Here is a 12,513-nt window from a genome sequence, read left to right as displayed (position 1 = left end):
ATCTTGTGTCGAGGAGTGCCGTTGAGTCTCACACCTGGCCGGCACGGTCCCCTGGCCGTCGTGGTCTTCTCCGGGGGCCTCGACTCGACCGTGCTGGCCGCGCACTACGGCAGGACTCATCGCCTCCTGCTGATCTCCTTCGACTACGGCCAGCGGCACGGCCCCCGCGAACTGGCCGCCGCCAGGGACGTGGCGGAGCACCTGACGGCCGAGCACCACACGGTGACCGTGCACGGCCTGGGCCCCCTGCTGACGGGCTGCTCACTCACCGACCCCGCCGAGGCCGTGCCGACCCTTGTGCCGTCCAGCACCGCGTTGCGCTCGATCACCATCCCGAACCGCAACGCCTTCATCACGGACATGGCCGTGGCGATCGCCATGGCCCGCCGGGCGGAGCTGGTGGCGCTGGGGGTGCACCACACGCGCGAGGGCTATCCGATGCCGGACGCCGACCCCGGCTTCTTCTCCGTCTACCAGGAGATGATCAAGCAGGCCACCCGCGGATTCCACACGCCCCGGATCGAGACCCCCTTCGTCACCATGCAGAAGGAGGACATCGTCGCCTACGGCCGGCGACTGGACGCGCCGATGGACAAGAGCCGGACCTGTTACCTCGACAGCTCGCTCCACTGTGGCGTCTGTCTGGCCTGCCTGACCCGCAGGAACGCCTTCTCCCTCGCCGGAGTGCCCGACCCGACCACGTACAGCAGCGAGGCCACCCATGACACATCAGATCTGCGTCCGGCATAACTTCGAGACCGCGCACCGGCTCCCGCACCTGTCGGGCAAGTGCATGAACCTGCACGGCCACTCCTGGTGGGCCGAGGTCACCGTGGGCGCGGGCAGCCTGAGCGAAGACCAGACGGTCGTCGAGTTCGGCGCGTTCAAGCGGGACCTGCGTGCCTTCATCGACGAGCACCTCGACCACGGCGCGATGCTCGGCGTGGACGATCCGCTGGCCGCCCTGCTGACGGAGCACGGCAGCAAGGTCTACCTCTTCGGCCGCCACGCGCACACCCACGACCTGCCGTATCCCACGGTCGAAGCGGTGGCGATGCTGATCGGCAGGGCCGCCCAGACGATACTCGGCGGCCAGCAGCACGCGGCCGGCGCCATCGTGCACCGCGTCAAGGTCACGGAGACGCACGTCAACGCCGCCGAATACGTGCCGGGAGCGGCCTTGACCCTCGCCCAGGAAGCCCGCCTCGCCCACTCTCTCGAACACGCTTGATGCGGGAAACGACATGATCCTTGAGGACATGCCAGAGGCCGGCCGGCATTCCTCGCGTGGCGGGTGAATCCTTCGGCGGGTCCGGCGCCTCTCATATGCGTTCCGTCATCGACGAATGGGAGAGATTGTCGTGATCGTTGCTGTGGGCGTCGCGGTCGCCGTCGTACTCATCTGCACCTGTAGCGTGGTCGTGCTGCGGCGGAGGAGGCGTGCGCGTGGCTGAGACGAGGACCTGGCCGGACGAGACGCTGATCGCGGCGGCCCGGGACGGCGACGCCGAGTCGATCGCCGCGCTGGTGTCGGGCGCGCACCCGCACGTGCGGCGCTTCGCCCGCCACCTGTGCGCCACGCCCGAGGATGCCGAGGACGCGGCGCAGGAGGCGTTGATCGTCCTCTATCGCAAGATCGGTACGCTGCGCGCCACCGGCGCTCTGCTGTCATGGATGTTCCGGATCATTCGCAACGAATGCGTACGCCGGGCCAGGCTGGCGCTGCGGCCACCGCCTCCCCTCCACGGCACCGCCATCCGGTCCGCGGAGGACGAGGTGTTCCAGCGGCTGGAGGCGGCGCGGGTGGCGGCGGCCATCGCGGCGCTGCCCGCCGACCAGCGGCAGGTGCTGATCATGCGGGACGTCCAGGGCCTCAGCGGCCGGACGACCGCCGACGCGCTGGGCCTGACCGTGGCGGCGATGAAGTCGCGCCTGCACCGCGCCCGCGCGGCCGTGCAGCACCGGCTCGGCGAGGGGGCGTGCGATGACTGACGGGCACGAGTTCGCCAGCGCGTCGCTGCCCCGGCATCTGGCGCGTGGCGCGGTGGGGTTCGGGGCGTTGATCGGCTCGCTCGCGCTGATCCCGGTGATCGGGCCGGTCAGCCTGGTGCTGGCGCCGGTGGCGCTCGTGGCCTTCCGCGGGTGCCCGACGTGCTGGCTGATCGGCCTGGCGCAGACCGTCTCGATGGGGCGGCTGCGGCGGTCCTGCTCGGACGGCGTGTGCGAGCTGCACGTCGCCAAGAAGACGTAGCCGCCGGAGACAGGGCGGCCGGGCCACAAGGGGAGGCCGCGAGTGGAATGCGGGTCACGATCCGGTGGTGCCGCCGGCAGCGCGGTGACGGCCGTGTCGTCGATCCGCTGTTCCGGGAGATCGCGGGAATCGGCGCGAGGCGCCGGTCATGATCGATAGCGTGTCGGGATGAGTGAAGCGTTTCCTCGGCATGTGTTGTGCGTGCTCGGCGCCGGGCTGGGCCTTTCGGAGATGGAACGGATCGCGGCCGGCTTCGGCGGTTTCGTCCTCGACCGTGAATACTCCGAGGCCGAACCCGACCCTCGGATGCCGGAGGCGTTCGAGGCGAGCATGGCGGCGGCCTCGTTCGACGAGGCGGACTGGGCCGCGGTGGAGTCCCATGACACCGTCGGCTACCTGCTGTCCGCGCCGATGATGCAGGATCTGGCGTTCGACACTTCCCGGCGGCTGCTGGCGGTGACGGCCGCTCTGTTGCGGGCCGGCGCCCTGGCGGTGAAGAACGAGAGCAGCGGGATCGCGCACGGCCGGGACCGCTGGCTCGCGCTGGCCGATCGAGCGGACGAGGCCACGGACGAGGCCACGGACGAGGCCCTGGCCGACGCGCTGGTCGCCGCCTGGGTGAAGCGGCCGATCTACGACGGTCAGGTGCTCTACAGCTGCGGCATGCACCTGCTCGGCGCGCCCGAGGTGGAGATCGAGGTCGGTGAGGAGCCTCCGGCGAAGGACAGGCTGCCCGAGCTCGTCGCGCACCTGGACACGCTGGCGATCTACCTGCTGACCGATCCGCGCGCGGAGGAGATCGAGGACGGCGCCGGGTTCCGGATGGCCGAGGATGCCCCTCGCTGGTTGCTGCGCACCGGCGCATGCGACCGCTACGACGAGGACGATCTGTTCTTCAACCCGTACGGATACATCCGGTTGACTCCTGCCGGGTGACGGACTCGGCGGGGTCACGCACTGGCTGCGGCCCTCGATTCTCGCTGGGCCCAGCGGACGGCGAGAGGGGCCGTCAGGCCCGTCAGGGCGAACAGCCCTCCGACGACGTACCAGCCGGGACGGCCCCAGGTGATGCAGAGCGCGATGAGCAACGCCGGGCCGAGCCCTTCGGCCAGTCCGGCGCCCAGCCCGAACACCCCCAGATACTGCCCCGTGGCGTGCTCCGGCGCCAGGGCGAAGGAGACCTCGAAGCCCGCCGCCGAATGCCACAGCTCGCCGATCGTATGGATCACCACCGCGATCACCAGAAGCGCCGCCGCTCCCCATGCCGGCAACCCGGCGGCCAACGGGATCAGCGAGCAGGAGACGAGGAAGGCGACGCCTGCCCGGCGGTAGGCGCCGCCGCCGGCCGCAGGGGAGTCGACGCCACGGCTGGCCCGTACCTGGAGCGCGACCACCATGACGGTGCTGATCAGCATGGTGCCCGAGACGAGCCAGCGCGGCGCGGCGGTGAACCCGACCAGCCAGAGAGGGATGGCCACGGTGAGCACCTTGAACTGGACGGCCATGATGCCGTCGAGCGCGGTGAGCAGCAGGTAGGGACGATCCCGCAGCGCGATCCAGCGGGGCTCGTGGACGACGGGCCCGGGCGCGACCGGCGGCAGGCAGACCAGGATCGCCGCGGAGGCGGCGAAGGCGAGGGCGTTGCCGGCCACGAGGAGCCGGTAAGCCATGAGCGTGTCGACCTGGACGGCCCAGCCGGCCAGCAGGGCGCCGAAGGAGACGCCGACGTTGGTGACGGCGCGGAGGTAGGCGCGGAACTCCTGGGGCCGGTCGCCGCCGTAGTGCCTGATGAGCGGACTGCGTGCCGCCAGCCCGGCCGCCTTCGCGCCGGTGGCGGCGCACACGGCGAGGAGGAACGGCCAGAAGCTGCCGGCCAGCACGAAACCGGCCGTGGCCAGCGCCTGGACGACCAGCGTGATCGTGTAGACGCCGCGTGCGCCGTGCCGGTCCGCGAGGTTGCCGACGGCGATGCCCAGGGCCAGCGAGACGATCCCGGCGATGCCGAGCCCCAGGCCCACCTGGCTCGCCGGGAGATGCACCCCCTCGGTGAAGTACAGGACCCCGGCGGTCAGGTAGAGGCCGCTGCCGAGGGTGTAGACGAAGTTGGAGGCGGCGAGGACACGCTGCGGCCCGGCTTCCGGCACCAGGTGGGGCATGAGGACGCTCCTATTGCAAGAGATTTGCAATAGCAAGATAAGCGCAAATATCAGCCGATGGCCAGGCGGAAGCGGTCGCCGAGGCCGGTGAGGCGTTCGACGGGTTCGTTGGCGAACACGAGCCGCAGGTAGTGCCTGCCACTGGGACCCCAGCCGTCCATGGGGGTGGCTGCGATCTTCGCCCGGTCGAACAGGCGCCGGGACAGTTCGGCAGGGGTCAGCTCCAGCGGTCTGGTGTCGATGAGGAGCGACCACCCGCCGTGCGGTCGGACGACCGGGTACGCGGCGAGCCGGCGCAGGACCGTCTCGCAGCGCCGTTGCCATTCGGCGGTGGCCGCGGCGACGTCGGCATCGGCGTCGGGCGCGTCCAGGGCGGCGGCCACGGCGTCCTGCGCCAGGCCGACCTGGCAGACGACGTTGGTCAGGCCGACCAGGCGGACGTCGGCGATGATGTCGGCGGGGCCGGCCACCCAGCCGACGCGCCAGCCGATGAGCCGCAGCTCCTTGGAGGCCGAACCGACGGTGATGGTACGCCGTACCAGGCCCTCGTGGGTCGCCGGGTGGCTCGGAGGGCGGCCGTCGAAGCGGATGCGTTCCATGGCCGCGTCGTAGATCAGCCAGGCGTCGTGGCGCTCGCAGGCGTCGGCGAGGGCGGACCAGTGGCGCTCGTCCAGGACGAGGCCGGTCGGCATCGCCGGCCCCATCATCAGGACCGCAGCCGTGTCGGGTCCGACGGCGGCGGCGAGTCGTTCGGCGTCGACGGTCCAGCCGTCCGGGGTGGGCTGTGCGGGGACGAAGCGGGGGATGCCGCCCGCGAGCCGGACCCGGTTGACCAGGCCGGCGTAGATGGGGTCGCACAGCACGACCTCCTGCCCGGGCTCGACGGTTGCCAGCAGCGTGTTGAGGATGCCGTTGAGCCCGCCGGCCACGCTGACGCATTCGGTGTCGGCGTCGTAGGCGTGCCCGGAGATGCGCCCGACGTGCGCCGCGGCGGCCGCGCGGAGCGAGCGGTGTCCCTGGAACGGCAGATAGCTGTTGGCCGCGTCGTCGTCGACGGCGGCATGCGTGGCGGCGACGGCGACGGCGGGCGGCCGCAGGTCGGTGTCAAGATTCTCCAGCCGCAGGAACTCCGGGTCGCCCGCGGCGTCGGCCGCGTCACCGACGGTGTCCACACCGATGCCTGGAATGTCGCGCAGCCGCGTCACCGTCATGTCGGCCTCCATTTTGCTGGTACGTCCATACCACTATGCTGATACGCATGGATCTTACGCAAGTGGTGGGGACGAACGTGCACCGGCTGCGTACGGCGGCCGGGATATCGCTGGCCGATCTGGCCTCCGCCAGCGGCATCAGCAAGACCACGCTGCACGGCATCGAGCAGGGCCAGGGCAACCCGACCCTGAGCACCCTGTGGGCCCTGGCCACCGCGCTGAAGGCGTCCCTCGGTGAGCTGCTGGAAGCGCCCGCCTCGACGGTCGAGGTGGTACGCGCCGACGACCGGCGGCCGCAGGTCGAGGGCGACGCGGTCAGCGCGCGCCTGCTCCACCGCATCAGGCTGCGCGGCACCGTGGAGGTCTACGACATCGCCATCGCCGAGAGCACCCAGCACTCCGACGCCCACCTGCCCGGCGTCGAGGAGTGCCTCGTGCTCACCCACGGACACGTCACCACCGGGCCCGCCGACTCCCCCACCGACCTGGCCGAAGGCGACTCCATCCGGTTCGACGCCGCTCGCCCGCACCTGTACCGAGGTCACGCCGCACACAATCGCGCTGTGCTCCTCATGGTCCACCCGGAGAGCTGACCACCGCACACCCTGTTGGAGAGAAGAGGGCTCATGACCGTCCCCGACGTGCTCGAACTGCGCGAAGGCTCACGCCGGCGAGCCGCCGACCGGCCCCAGGGCCCGCTGGGCCGCGGTGGCCTCCTTGCCGAAGCGTGACCGCAGATCCGGCCCCTTCGGCGGAAGTTGTCCTTCCACCGCGCCGTCAGCCGGCAGTGCCATGGTCGGGGAAGAGTCCCTGAAGGAGCGTGTATCCCGGCATGCGTTCGGCCGGACGCACGCTCACGGTGAACATCTCCGGTTCGTCGAACACCGGCTCCCCGTTCGGACGCCGTGTGTAAGGGACGCGCCCGTAGTCCACGCCGTCGCTCTGGTCGAAGCTCATCCAGGTGATCGCTTCCTGCTCCCCTTCGAGCAGAGGGAGGTTCGAGACGGCTCGGCTGAAGACCTTGTCCGGGGTGATGACCCATACCTGGGGGACCGCGAAGATCCATCGCGTCGCGGCGATCTCCTGGGCCTTGGTGGCGGCTCGGTTCTCGAAGTCCGTCGCCGACTGCTGGTCGCGGAGGTAGTCGTAGTCGCTGAGCACGAGTTGGCGTTCACCTTGGAGCGCGACGATGGCGGGGCAGTCGCGAGCGAGGATGCTGTTCTCCAACCGGGCGATCACGTCGAAGAGCAACGTGGCCGTCTCGTTGTTCATCACGTCCTCCGAACCTCGCAGTCCCCCACAGATCCTGTCATGACGCGCCCGGCGCGTCCTTCGCGCCGGTGAGCAGCGATCGAGTGCGTGCCGGCGCCCATGGAGGCAGGTCGGCGAGGACGTCGGCGAGCGAGATCCCGGCCAGGCTGCCTCGCCACGCCTGATGCGCCTCGGCCATCTTCGCCGCAAGGATGCACGCCTGCCGGCACTCCTCGGCCGGGAGCGCGCCGCGTCCCTGCCTGCGGATCTCGCGGCATTCGTACGGAGCGGAGGCGCCGTCCACCGCCTCCACGATCTGCAGCAGCGTGATCTCCGCGGGCTTGCGCGCGAGCCGGAACCCGCCGCGCGGCCCTGTGGTCGCCGACAGCACGCCCGCCTTGACGAGCGACTGGAGCTGCTTGGCGAGGTAGGGCGCCGGCAGGTCGTAGTACTCCGCCAGCTGGGCGGCCGACGCGGTGGTCCCCGGTTCGAGCTGCGCCAGCGAGGTGGCGCAGTGCAACAGCCATTCGGTGCTCACGGGCAGCTTCACGGTCGCCAGCATATCGCGGATATTGCGGACCTGTTTAGTCCGAGATATGGTCCATGGTGTTCGTAGACAAGGAGTGATCATCATGCGGATCGCCGTCGCCGGCGCGACCGGCAACATCGGTTCCCTGACCGTGGCCGCCCTCGAACGGGACGGGCACGACGTCGTGCGCATCAGCCGCTCGCTCGGCCTGGACCTGCTGACGGGTGAGGGGCTCGACGACGCCCTCGCCGGAGTCGGGGCCGTCGTGGACGTCACCAACGGGCCGGCGGGGGACCGGGACGAGACGGTGGCCTACTTCGCAACAGCCACCCGCAACCTGCTCGCCGCCGAGGAACGCGCCGGCGTACGCCATCATGTGCTGCTGTCGATCGCCGGGGTGGACCGGATCGAGGGCAATGCGCACTACGCCGGCAAGCGGGAGCAGGAACGCCTGGTGGCCGAGGGCACGGTGCCGTGGACGGTCGTACCGGCCACGCAGTTCCATGACTTCGCCGAGATGGTGGCCGGCTGGACCGAGCAGGACGGCCTGGCCACGGTCGCGCCGCTGCTCGTGCAGCCGGTCGCGCCCGCGGACGTGGCCGCCGTCCTGGCCGAGATCGCGGTGGGCGAGCCGCAGGGACGCTACGTCGACGTCGCGGGGCCCGAGCCGCAGGACCTCGTCGACATGGCCCGGCGCACGCATCGGGCGCGCGGCCGGGAGGTGAAGCTGGTGCCGACGTGGTCGGGGTTGTTCGGCCCGGAGATGGCCGGCAACGTGCTGCTGCCGGGCGAGCACGCCCGTATCGCGCCGACCACGTTCGACGCCTGGCTCCGGGAACAGAAGTAGCCGCAAGGCAGGGTCAGTGCTGGACGGCGCTTCTGGCCCGGTGCATCGGCAGCATGTCGAAGATGCTGATCACGCGCGTGATCCTGCCGTTCTCGACGGTGAAGTAGTCGATGCCGCGGAAGTCCTTCAGCAGCGGGGTGTCGGTGGTGTACACGGTCGCCGCGTTCGTGTCGTTGCCCAGGACGTCGATGACGGTGGCGCCGATCAGCGAGTTGGCGAATGGCTCGAGGAACCCGCGGTAGCCCTCCACTCCCTCGAACGTGCCGGTCGGGGCCTCGCACACGACGTCGTCGGCGAGCAGGCTCAGGGCCTTGTCGACGTCCTTGCCGGTCCACGCGCGGACGAAGTCCTCGGCGATCTTCCGGGCGAGCGCGTTCGTTGCGGTCACAGCACAGGTCCTTTCAGGGACGCTTGGCGCCGCCCCCGTAGGCGGGCCGTCTACCTGCATCTTCACGGGGATATATGTCAGGTGGCGTCATATACCTTTGAGGACGTGAGATCCGAGCGCCTGCTGTCGATCATGCTGCTGCTGCAGACCCACGGGCAGCTGCCCGCCGGTGATCTGGCCGAGCGGCTGGAGGTGTCGGTCCGCACCGTCATGCGCGACGTCGAGGCGCTGTCGGCCGCCGGGGTGCCCGTCTACACCGTGCGCGGCCCCCACGGCGGCATCGCGCTGCTGCCCGGCTACCGCACCAACGTCACCGGCATGACCGCCGACGAGTCCCGCGCCCTGTTCGTGCTGCTGTCCGACCACGCTCACACCGAGCTGGGCCTGGGCCAGGCCCTCGGCTCCGCGCTGCGCAAGCTGATGGCCGCCCTGCCCGCCCCGCACCGGCCCGACGCCGACCTGGCCAGCCGCCGCATCCTCATCGACCCCGTGCGCTGGCGCGGTGGACCGGCGCGCCAGGGCAGCGGCTCCGCCGTCGACCTGGCCGTGCTCCAGCAGGCCGTCTTCAACGACCGGCGGCTGCGCCTGCGCTACCGCCACGGCCGCGACAACCGCGTCCGCTCCTACACTCTCGATCCGTACGGCCTGGTCAACAAGGCCGGCGTCTGGTATCTGGTCGCCGATCATCGCGGCGAGCCCGCACTCTTCCGAGCAGACCGGGCCCTGTCGGCGAGCCTTCTCGACGAGCCCGTACGACGCCGCGACGGCCTCGAACTGGCCGACGTCTGGGACGGCCTGCGCCGCCACATCGACGACATCCCCGTCCCGCTGCCCGTCACGGTCAGCGTCCACCGGGACATCCTCGGCAAGTTCCTGCGCATCCACCAAGCCGACCTGGCCGGTCCCCCTCCCTCGACCGACCGGCAACCGGAGCGGGTGCACGTCGAACTGCACTTCCGCTCCCTGGCCGCGGCAGAAGCGCTCCTGGCCTTCGGCGCCGAAGCCGAAGTCCTCGCCCCGGCCGAGCTCCGCCAGGCCCTGGCCCGCAAGGCCGCCGAAGCCGCCGCCCGCTACTCCGCCGACCCGGACGGCACATGACGGTGGAAACCGCTGGTACGCCAGACCGTTCCGGATGAGGTCACCGCGAACGCCCCCAGTTCGTCCTGTTCCTCCACCCACGCCCACGCCGCGGAGCCCATCGCGAACGCGGCGGTGGCGTAGGCGTCCACGGTGGTCAGGTCGTACCCGACGAGGGTGAGTGAGGCCTCTTCGCGGCGCCGAGCCGATGCCCGAGGGGGTACGGCACGCGCTCGACCGCATCGACGCCGAGTCGGGCCGGATGAGCGAACTGGTGGCCGACCTGCTGCTGCTCGCCCGGCTGGACGCGGGCCGGCGGCTCGAACTGCCCGAGGAGCCGGTCACCGTCCAGGGCGACCCGTCGCGGCTGCGCCAGGTGATCACGAACCTGCTGACCAACGCCGGTATGCACACCCCCGAAGGCACGGCGGTCACCCTGACGGTGCGACGAGTGCCGGGTGCGGCGGAGCTGACGGTCACCGACGGCGGGCCCGGGACCCCCGGCGGACATGCAGGAGGAGATCTTCGAACGCTTCTCCCGCGTGGACAAGGGACGATCGCGTGCTTCCGGCGGCACGGGGCTCGGCCTGGCGATCGTCAAGGCGGTGGTCGCCGCGCACGGTGGCACGATCGCCGTCGAGAGCCGCCCCGGCCGCACCGCCTTCCGCGTCCGCCTGCCCGACGGAGAGCCGGTGCGATAATACCTCGATTCGAGGTATATGCTGTCGGCATGCTGGAACTCGCGATACTCGGCTTCCTCGCCGACGGCCCGCTGCACGGCTACGAGCTGCGCCGCCGCGTCGCCCAGCTGTCCGGTTACACCAGGCCGGTCAGCGACGGCAGCCTCTACCCGGCGATCAACCGCATGCTGAAGCGGAGCCTCCTCGACCGGCGCGTCGAGCCCGGCGCCGCGGCCGCCCAGCGGTACGTCCTGAGCCTGACCGACGCCGGCCGCGCCGAGCTGCTGCGACGCCTGCGCGAGCCCGCCGACCACGAGATCACCGACGGCAGCCGGTTCTTCACGATCCTGGCCTTCCTGTCGTTGCTCCCCGACGAGGCCGACCGGACCGCGGTGCTGCGCCGTCGCCTGGAGTTCCTCGAACAACCGGCGAGCTTCTTCTACGAAGGCGAGCGGCCGCTGCGCGCCGACGAGATCGACGACCCCTACCGCCGCGGCATGCTCCAGATCGCCCGCGCCACCAGCCGTGCGGAACGCGCGTGGCTGCACGAGCAGCTCGACGACTGACGAACCCTGTGGAGGCCGCACATGCTCGCGTCCTGGTACGACCGGCAAGGACCCGCCGCCGGGGTCGCCGCGCGGAAAATGGCAGGCACGCGAGCACAGTGATGGCCTACCGTGCCGCGAATGACGGATCTGCTTCCCCAAGCGGTGCTGGACGCGGTGCTGGGCCACCCAGGAGGCACGCTCGTGTCGTGCCGGAGCGAGCCGATCACCGGCAGCTCGGGGGCCGCCACCGGTGCCGTGACCAGGCTGTCGGGCCTGGCCCGGCTCGGCCACGACCAGGTCGCCTTCACCGTGATCCGCAAAGCCTGCCGGCCGCTGACCACCGGACGACACGCCGCCGGCGCCGCCGACCCCCGGCACTGGGCCAACTGGCGCCGGGAACCTCTCGCCTACGCCAGCGGACTGCTGCCAGAGGGACCGGGCCTGGCCGCACCCCGCTGCTACGGCGTCATCGACGACACCGTCTATCTCGCCGACGTCGGCGCCACACCGGAAGCCCCGCACGTGGCCGCGCACCGGCTCGGCCGCTGGCAGGCCGGCGTCACCGTGCCCGACGTACCGTGGCTGTCAGGCCACCAGCTCGCCCAGCGGATCGCCGTCAGCGACCTGAACTGGGCCGGCATGGACCTGCCCCCGCACATCCCGGCGTTGTGGCAGGAACGCCACAACCTGCTGAAGCGGCTCGACCAGGTGCCCCGAGTGCTCGTGCACGGTGACTTCTCCCACGGCAACCTCGTCGCCGCCGACGACAGCGCCGACACGGTGGCGCTGGACTGGGCGACGTTCGGGGTGGGCCCGGTGGGCGCCGATCTCGCATCCCTGGCGCTGACCACCCTCGGGCGCCATCTCACCGACCACCTCGACGGACTGGCCGGCCGCTTCGACGCCGCCGACGTCGAGCTGGGCTACCGGGCCACGCTCGCGCTGACCGGAGCCGGTCGCATCCACTGGATGTTGTCGCGCGGGATGAAGCCTCCCGCCGGTTACGTCGACTTCGTCACCACCGAGACCGTCTCAGTGCTGTCCCCACGCCTCCGCCCGTAGCGCCAGTCGCGACGGCCGGTCGGTGGCGGGGGCCTGGACGTCCGGCCCGGTCGAGCCCCCGTACGTGGCGATCTTGTACTCGACCGCCGTGAGGGAAAGGGTCAGCTCACGGATCCGGCGGCGGATGGTGTCGCGATGCTCGATCAGCATGTCGAGCCGCTCGGGCACCGTGTGCTCCCCGGCGTCGACGAGCGAGATGTAGTCCTGCAGGTCGCGCATCGGCATGCCGGACAGCCGCATCCGGGTGAGGAACACCAGGCGCCGCACCGCTTCGGCGTCGTAGACGCGATGACCGTGGCTGTCGCGGGCCACCTCGACCAGCCCGGCCCGCTCGTAGTAGCGCAGCGTGTGGGGCGAGATGCCGAGAAGGTCGGCGACGTCGGCGATCGTCATCGGCTCGGGTACGTCGGCCGGCTCGGTGAGGCGGTGGATCGCCTCGACCGACATCGGGCCGTCGTCCCCGAGCGTTTCGAGCGCCCTGGTCATCAGATCGTCGGTGGCCATGACAGCCAG

20 protein-coding genes are annotated in these 12,513 nt (G+C 71.0%); 11 read left to right on the top strand and 9 right to left on the bottom strand.

Going from position 1 to position 12,513, the window contains the following annotated elements:
* Positions 1–21: 21 nt before the first annotated feature.
* From ACIBI9_RS52590 to ACIBI9_RS52570, 5 genes are all read left to right on the top strand, one after another.
* Entirely contained in the window at positions 22–750 is a 729-nt protein-coding gene (locus ACIBI9_RS52590; protein WP_397234946.1) for a 7-cyano-7-deazaguanine synthase, read from the top strand.
* Positions 722–1,231: a 6-pyruvoyl trahydropterin synthase family protein gene (locus ACIBI9_RS52585; RefSeq protein WP_397234944.1), complete on the top strand. Its 510-nt coding sequence runs from the start codon at positions 722–724 to the stop codon at positions 1,229–1,231. The genes ACIBI9_RS52590 and ACIBI9_RS52585 overlap by 29 nt, the downstream gene beginning before the upstream one ends.
* A gap of 215 nt (positions 1,232–1,446) precedes the next feature.
* Entirely contained in the window at positions 1,447–1,992 is a 546-nt protein-coding gene (locus ACIBI9_RS52580; protein WP_397234942.1) for an RNA polymerase sigma factor, read from the top strand.
* Positions 1,985–2,251 (top strand): hypothetical protein, encoded by a 267-nt coding sequence (locus ACIBI9_RS52575; RefSeq protein ID WP_397234940.1) that lies wholly within the window; start codon positions 1,985–1,987, stop codon positions 2,249–2,251. Before ACIBI9_RS52580 ends, ACIBI9_RS52575 begins: the two co-directional genes overlap by 8 nt.
* Before the next feature lie 168 nt (positions 2,252–2,419).
* Positions 2,420–3,187, top strand: coding sequence for a hypothetical protein (locus ACIBI9_RS52570; protein ID WP_397234938.1), 768 nt, complete (start codon positions 2,420–2,422; stop codon positions 3,185–3,187).
* Between the two features lie 14 nt (positions 3,188–3,201).
* Here ACIBI9_RS52570 and ACIBI9_RS52565 read toward each other — a convergent pair whose 3' ends face one another.
* Together ACIBI9_RS52565 and ACIBI9_RS52560 are read right to left on the bottom strand one after the other, a co-directional pair.
* Positions 3,202–4,407, bottom strand: coding sequence for an MFS transporter (locus tag ACIBI9_RS52565; RefSeq protein WP_397234936.1), 1,206 nt, complete (start codon positions 4,405–4,407; stop codon positions 3,202–3,204).
* A 50-nt stretch (positions 4,408–4,457) separates the two neighbouring features.
* Positions 4,458–5,618: a pyridoxal phosphate-dependent aminotransferase gene (locus ACIBI9_RS52560; RefSeq protein WP_397234934.1), complete on the bottom strand. Its 1,161-nt coding sequence runs from the start codon at positions 5,616–5,618 to the stop codon at positions 4,458–4,460.
* A gap of 47 nt (positions 5,619–5,665) precedes the next feature.
* On the opposite strand from ACIBI9_RS52560, the gene ACIBI9_RS52555 reads away from it, so the two are divergent.
* Positions 5,666–6,211, top strand: a complete 546-nt coding sequence (locus tag ACIBI9_RS52555) for a helix-turn-helix domain-containing protein (protein WP_397234932.1) — start codon at positions 5,666–5,668, stop codon at positions 6,209–6,211.
* 69 nt (positions 6,212–6,280) lie between these two features.
* Here the strand turns inward: ACIBI9_RS52555 and ACIBI9_RS52550 are convergent, their stop codons facing one another.
* The 3 genes from ACIBI9_RS52550 to ACIBI9_RS52540 are packed head-to-tail and all read right to left on the bottom strand — an operon-like array spanning position 6,281 to position 7,419.
* Positions 6,281–6,412, bottom strand: a complete 132-nt coding sequence (locus ACIBI9_RS52550; protein ID WP_397234930.1) for a hypothetical protein — start codon at positions 6,410–6,412, stop codon at positions 6,281–6,283.
* Positions 6,396–6,890: a hypothetical protein gene (locus ACIBI9_RS52545; RefSeq protein ID WP_397234928.1), complete on the bottom strand. Its 495-nt coding sequence runs from the start codon at positions 6,888–6,890 to the stop codon at positions 6,396–6,398. Before ACIBI9_RS52545 ends, ACIBI9_RS52550 begins: the two co-directional genes overlap by 17 nt.
* A 37-nt stretch (positions 6,891–6,927) precedes the next feature.
* Positions 6,928–7,419, bottom strand: coding sequence for an RrF2 family transcriptional regulator (locus tag ACIBI9_RS52540; RefSeq protein ID WP_397234926.1), 492 nt, complete (start codon positions 7,417–7,419; stop codon positions 6,928–6,930).
* A gap of 82 nt (positions 7,420–7,501) precedes the next feature.
* On the opposite strand from ACIBI9_RS52540, the gene ACIBI9_RS52535 reads away from it, so the two are divergent.
* Positions 7,502–8,245: an SDR family oxidoreductase gene (locus tag ACIBI9_RS52535; RefSeq protein WP_397234924.1), complete on the top strand. Its 744-nt coding sequence runs from the start codon at positions 7,502–7,504 to the stop codon at positions 8,243–8,245.
* Positions 8,246–8,258: 13 nt separating this feature from the next.
* On the opposite strand, the gene ACIBI9_RS52530 is transcribed toward ACIBI9_RS52535, so the two are convergent.
* Positions 8,259–8,633 (bottom strand): nuclear transport factor 2 family protein, encoded by a 375-nt coding sequence (locus ACIBI9_RS52530; protein WP_397234922.1) that lies wholly within the window; start codon positions 8,631–8,633, stop codon positions 8,259–8,261.
* Between the two features lie 105 nt (positions 8,634–8,738).
* On the opposite strand from ACIBI9_RS52530, the gene ACIBI9_RS52525 reads away from it, so the two are divergent.
* Positions 8,739–9,731: a helix-turn-helix transcriptional regulator gene (locus ACIBI9_RS52525; protein WP_397234921.1), complete on the top strand. Its 993-nt coding sequence runs from the start codon at positions 8,739–8,741 to the stop codon at positions 9,729–9,731.
* Here ACIBI9_RS52525 and ACIBI9_RS52520 read toward each other — a convergent pair.
* Both ACIBI9_RS52520 and ACIBI9_RS52515 read right to left on the bottom strand, forming a co-directional pair.
* Complete coding sequence (locus ACIBI9_RS52520) at positions 9,704–9,862, bottom strand: hypothetical protein (protein ID WP_397234919.1); 159 nt, start codon at positions 9,860–9,862, stop codon at positions 9,704–9,706. The two genes, ACIBI9_RS52525 and ACIBI9_RS52520, sit on opposite strands and share 28 nt — an antisense overlap.
* 5 nt (positions 9,863–9,867) lie before the next feature.
* Entirely contained in the window at positions 9,868–10,122 is a 255-nt protein-coding gene (locus ACIBI9_RS52515; RefSeq protein WP_397235010.1) for a hypothetical protein, read from the bottom strand.
* 97 nt (positions 10,123–10,219) lie between these two features.
* Here ACIBI9_RS52515 and ACIBI9_RS52510 point away from each other — a divergent pair, with 97 nt between their 5' ends.
* The 3 genes from ACIBI9_RS52510 to ACIBI9_RS52500 all read left to right on the top strand — a co-directional run bounded on the left by ACIBI9_RS52510 (position 10,220) and on the right by ACIBI9_RS52500 (position 12,000).
* Positions 10,220–10,411, top strand: a complete 192-nt coding sequence (locus ACIBI9_RS52510; RefSeq protein WP_397235002.1) for an ATP-binding protein — start codon at positions 10,220–10,222, stop codon at positions 10,409–10,411.
* Between the two features lie 29 nt (positions 10,412–10,440).
* Positions 10,441–10,956: a PadR family transcriptional regulator gene (locus tag ACIBI9_RS52505; protein WP_397235000.1), complete on the top strand. Its 516-nt coding sequence runs from the start codon at positions 10,441–10,443 to the stop codon at positions 10,954–10,956.
* Between the two features lie 120 nt (positions 10,957–11,076).
* Complete coding sequence (locus ACIBI9_RS52500; protein ID WP_397234917.1) at positions 11,077–12,000, top strand: phosphotransferase; 924 nt, start codon at positions 11,077–11,079, stop codon at positions 11,998–12,000.
* On the opposite strand, the gene ACIBI9_RS52495 is transcribed toward ACIBI9_RS52500, so the two are convergent.
* Positions 11,971–12,504 carry a MerR family transcriptional regulator gene (locus ACIBI9_RS52495; protein ID WP_397234915.1) on the bottom strand — a complete coding sequence of 178 codons (534 nt, stop codon included), beginning with the start codon at positions 12,502–12,504 and terminating at the stop codon, positions 11,971–11,973. The genes ACIBI9_RS52500 and ACIBI9_RS52495 overlap by 30 nt on opposite strands.
* Between the last annotated feature and the right edge of the window lie 9 nt (positions 12,505–12,513).

This window comes from Nonomuraea sp. NPDC050451, from assembly GCF_044458585.1.
Note: the sequence above shows the minus strand (reverse complement) of the source record. Positions and strands in the feature narration are given on the sequence as shown.

Bases quoted from the DNA above. Each gene is read 5' to 3' on its own strand.
- ACIBI9_RS52585 (WP_397234944.1), top strand. From the start codon at position 722: ATGACACATCAGATCTGCGTCCGGCATAACTTCGAGACCGCGCACCGG.
- ACIBI9_RS52575 (WP_397234940.1), top strand. From the start codon at position 1,985: ATGACTGACGGGCACGAGTTCGCCAGCGCGTCGCTGCCCCGGCATCTG.
- ACIBI9_RS52570 (WP_397234938.1), top strand. From the start codon at position 2,420: ATGAGTGAAGCGTTTCCTCGGCATGTGTTGTGCGTGCTCGGCGCCGGG.
- ACIBI9_RS52565 (WP_397234936.1), bottom strand. From the start codon at position 4,407: ATGCCCCACCTGGTGCCGGAAGCCGGGCCGCAGCGTGTCCTCGCCGCC.
- ACIBI9_RS52560 (WP_397234934.1), bottom strand. From the start codon at position 5,618: ATGACGGTGACGCGGCTGCGCGACATTCCAGGCATCGGTGTGGACACC.
- ACIBI9_RS52555 (WP_397234932.1), top strand. From the start codon at position 5,666: ATGGATCTTACGCAAGTGGTGGGGACGAACGTGCACCGGCTGCGTACG.
- ACIBI9_RS52550 (WP_397234930.1), bottom strand. From the start codon at position 6,412: ATGGCACTGCCGGCTGACGGCGCGGTGGAAGGACAACTTCCGCCGAAG.
- ACIBI9_RS52545 (WP_397234928.1), bottom strand. From the start codon at position 6,890: ATGAACAACGAGACGGCCACGTTGCTCTTCGACGTGATCGCCCGGTTG.
- ACIBI9_RS52535 (WP_397234924.1), top strand. From the start codon at position 7,502: ATGCGGATCGCCGTCGCCGGCGCGACCGGCAACATCGGTTCCCTGACC.
- ACIBI9_RS52510 (WP_397235002.1), top strand. From the start codon at position 10,220: ATGCAGGAGGAGATCTTCGAACGCTTCTCCCGCGTGGACAAGGGACGA.
- ACIBI9_RS52505 (WP_397235000.1), top strand. From the start codon at position 10,441: ATGCTGGAACTCGCGATACTCGGCTTCCTCGCCGACGGCCCGCTGCAC.
- ACIBI9_RS52500 (WP_397234917.1), top strand. From the start codon at position 11,077: ATGACGGATCTGCTTCCCCAAGCGGTGCTGGACGCGGTGCTGGGCCAC.
- ACIBI9_RS52495 (WP_397234915.1), bottom strand. From the start codon at position 12,504: ATGGCCACCGACGATCTGATGACCAGGGCGCTCGAAACGCTCGGGGAC.